4 protein-coding genes and 1 pseudogene are annotated in these 3619 nt (G+C 71.4%); 2 read left to right on the top strand and 3 right to left on the bottom strand.

Features of this window, described 5'->3' with window-relative positions:
- On the top strand, positions 1-585 hold a 585-nt coding region (locus tag VFF46_RS29640; protein WP_325040523.1), incomplete at its 5' end, for a phosphotransferase.
- Here VFF46_RS29640 and VFF46_RS29635 read toward each other — a convergent pair.
- Entirely contained in the window at positions 569-805 is a 237-nt protein-coding gene (locus VFF46_RS29635; protein WP_325040522.1) for a hypothetical protein, read from the bottom strand. The genes VFF46_RS29640 and VFF46_RS29635 overlap by 17 nt on opposite strands.
- A 29-nt stretch (positions 806-834) precedes the next feature.
- Positions 835-1953 carry an NAD(P)/FAD-dependent oxidoreductase gene (locus VFF46_RS29630; RefSeq protein WP_325040521.1) on the bottom strand — a complete coding sequence of 373 codons (1119 nt, stop codon included), beginning with the start codon at positions 1951-1953 and terminating at the stop codon, positions 835-837.
- A gap of 91 nt (positions 1954-2044) precedes the next feature.
- Between VFF46_RS29630 and VFF46_RS29625 the strand changes: the two genes are divergently transcribed.
- Positions 2045-2665, top strand: coding sequence for a TetR/AcrR family transcriptional regulator (locus VFF46_RS29625; RefSeq protein WP_325040520.1), 621 nt, complete (start codon positions 2045-2047; stop codon positions 2663-2665).
- 51 nt (positions 2666-2716) lie between these two features.
- Here the strand turns inward: VFF46_RS29625 and VFF46_RS29620 are convergent.
- Positions 2717-3619 (bottom strand): annotated as a pseudogene (locus VFF46_RS29620) (DNA primase); the annotation flags it as partial.

Below are 3619 nucleotides of genomic sequence, written 5' to 3'. Positions count from 1 at the left end.
CCGGCGACCGAGGTCCGTGACATGGTGCGTGCCCGGCGGAGCTTCGACGAACTGATCGCCCGCTTCACGGCACGCGACGAGCTGAGCCCGTTCGAAGCGTGGGCCTGCGAGGCGGCGCAGGAACGCCGGGCGCTGCTCGGGCGGGCCGCCGCGATCCTCACCGGACTGCCCGCACTGACCACGCAGGTCCTGCACGGTGACCTCGCCTCGCCCAACCTGATGCTGCGGGGCGACACCGTCGCCGCGGTGATCGACTTCCAGCCGCCGAAGCCGGGCTTCGTCGCCTGGGAGATCGCCCGGATCGGCTGCGACCCCCGGACGGTGATCCTCGGCGACCAGTGGATCGACGGACTCGCCGTACTGCTGGACGCCTACCGCGACGAGCATCCCGCCGCGCGCCCGGACGACCTCCTGTCCGCGGTCGCCGCCGGCTGCGCCCACACGCTCGGATCGACCTTCCCGCTGGCGGAGCCGGCGCCCGTCCCTGCCTCCCTCGAACTGTACGCACGCGCCCGCCACCAGGCCGCCCTGACGATGCTCGACCGCCTGCCCGACGTCCACGAACTGCTCAGCGCCGGCGGATAACGGCCATGATCTTGTGGAGGTCGGACGACGTGATGTTGACGAGTTCCCAGCCGCGTTGCTCCTCGACCTCGACGACGGTCAGCACCTGGTTCAAGGCCTCGTCGTACGACTTGACGCCGCTCCCGTCGTGCACGACGGCGTACCGGTGCGGGTACTCGCTCAGGTTGATCTCGCCGGACATGATCTTCGGTGCCCCGAGCATCCGTTGCGTCTCTGCCATGGCGTCACCCTAGCGATCCGAAGTCCGCCTCAGACCGGGATCGCCACGTTGAACAAGCGCTCCGCGTTGTGCAGGGACTCCGTGACGATCTGCTGGCCGTTGGCGACCACGTCCTGCTGGTAGGTCGCAAGGCCCTCCGCCGTCGTCAGCGTCCGCGTCAGCCGGGCCGCGTCCCAGAGGGCGGTGTTCGCGCCGGCACCGGCCGCCGGTGTCATCGGGTGGACGGCGTCGCCGAGCATCGTCACGCGTGACGACGACCAGGTCGGCACCGTCACGCAGGTCCGGAGCGTGATCGGGAAGGCCGCCGCCGGCTCTCCAGCGGCGATCAGCGCGCGGATCGCCGGATGCCAGTCGGCCACCCGCCGGGTCACGATCGCCCATAAGTCCTCGGGACGCATCGCGAACAGCTCCTCGTCGGACGCGCCGAGCACCGCGTTCGTCCCGGTCAGCACCGCCATCAGGTAGTCGCCGTACTCCGTCGGCGGCTCCCGGAACATCACCGGCCCGAACGCCGTACCGAGCCCGGCCCCGTCGCTCGCGAAACAGAACCCGCGCAGGAACGCCTCCGGCGCCACCGCCCGAACCGCCGCCGTCAACGGCACCTTCCCGTAGATGCACCGCACGCCGATGTCGGTCACGTCGAGCTCCGGCACCAACTGGCGACGTACACCCGACCCGACACCGTCCGCCCCGACCAGCACGTCGGCCGTCGCGGAAGTCCCGTCGGCAAAGGCGATCTCGACACCGCCGGGCGTCTCGGCGTACGACGTGAACTGCTTGCCGAACCGCAGTACGTCGTCGAGGCCGGTCATCAGCGCCCGGCGGAACGCGTACCGATCCACCGACGTGATCGCAGCCGGACCCGCGACCGGGAACACCTGCCGGAACTGCTCGTTCAGCTGCGCGTCGAACCCCGCCACCAGGTCCCCCGGATGCGTCGCGGTCGCGATCACGCGCCGCCGCACGGCGTCCGGCAGCATCGCGGCCAGCGCCTCCTCCCCCACCGGGCTGATGTGAATCCGATACCCCTGCTTGCGGTACTGCGGTGAAGGATCGCGCTCGAACACCGCGACCTCCACGCCTGCCTTCCGCAAACCCTGTGCGAGCGCCAGCCCACCGATCCCGGCACCCATGATCGCGACCTTCATCGCCGACTCCAATCATCCGTTGGGCGAACTCTATCATCCGCTCGGATGATTAAGTTAGCACGCCGGATGGCGGTCCGCTAGGATGATTCTCGTGCGCAGATCACCCGGACCCGACGAGCGGCAGCGCGACCCCGAGCGCAGCAAGCAGCAGCTGCTCGACGCTGCGGTGGTCGAGTTCGGCGCGCACGGGTTCAGCGGCGCGCGGGTCGGCGAGATCGCGGCCCGGGCGGGCGTCAACAAGCAGCTGATCTCGTACTACTTCGGCGGCAAAGAAGGGCTGTACCGGGCGGTCGCGGACCGCTGGCGCGCCTCCGAGCCGACCATCAGCGCGGACGCGGACAGCCTTGGCGAGGTGGTCGGCGCCTACGCCCGCGAGACCGTCAGGCAGCCCGACCTGCTCCGGCTGCTCGTCCGGGAGGCGGTCGATCGGGAGACCGCCGTGCTGGACGCGGAGGGCCAGCGGGCCCGGTTCCAGGGCATGCTCGACGACTTCCGGCGCCGGCAGTCCGACGGTGAGCTCGCCGCCGACCTGGACGCCGCCTACACCGGCCTCGCCCTGTTCGGCCTGGCCGCCGCGCCGGTCGTCTTCCCGCAGATCGCCCGCGCCCTCGGCCTCGACCCGGACACCGACGACTTCACCGAGAGGTACGGCGAAGAGGTCGCGAGGCTGGTGGCCCACCTGGCCGAGAAGCCCCGGGATCCGGACGAGTAAACGACCTCGAACGCGGCGCCGGCAGCTACCTCCGGGCCGGACCGGGCCGGTTCAGATCGCGCGGTTGCGGAGCTCGGCGCGGTAGGCCTCGAGCGCGATGAGTTCGCCGAACATCCGGTTGTACTCGTCGGCGCGGTCGATCGGGTTGGTGCGCTGGAGCTTGGACTTCAGGTCGGCGATCCGGCGCGCGCAGGTCAGCTCCTGGAGCCGGGCGAGCAGCGCGTGCGCGTACTGCTCGTCGGGATCGCGGCCGAGGCGCAGCGGGTCGACCGCCAGCGCGCCGACCACCGCCGCGGCCGGATCGTTGCCGATGGCATCGCGGACCGCGACCACCCAGGCCTCGCCGGGCGGCGCCACGGCCGGGCCGCCGGCCTTCGCCATCCCGGCCCGGACCGCGGCCAGCCACGGATGCGTGAAGTCGTGGTCGTCGAGCTCGTCGAACGCGGACCCGACCAGCGCCGGGAACTGCATCGCGACCTTCAGCACGTCCCACTCGATCACGAACCGCTGGTCCCGGGGCGACGGGATGTCGGTCCGCTGCACGGGCTTGGCCTCGGCGGCGGCCGACTCGTGCCGCTGCTGGTGCTGTTGTTGCTGCTGCGGTGCCACACCTCGCGAGGCGGCGCGGTAGACCTCGGACCGGACCTGGTCGACCTCCATGCCCAGCTGCCCGGCCAGCTCGCGGGTGAACGCGTCCACCTTCGACCGGTCCCGGATGCTGATCACCAGCCGGGCCGCTTCGCGGAGCGCGTCGATCCGGGTGTCCGCGCGGTCCAGGTCGTACTTCGTCAGCACGTTCCCGAGCACGAACCGGTACAGCGGGACGCGCCGCCCGATCAGCTCGCGGACCGCCGCGTCGCCCTTCTGCAGCCGCAGGTCGCACGGGTCCAGCCCGTCCGGCTCGACCGCGACGTACGTCTGCGCGGCGAACGCCTGGTCGCCCGCGAACGCCTT

The organism is Kribbella sp., from assembly GCF_035655035.1.
Taxonomy (GTDB): Bacteria; Actinomycetota; Actinomycetes; order Propionibacteriales; family Kribbellaceae; genus Kribbella.
This window is presented reverse-complemented; position numbering and strand designations above follow the sequence as displayed.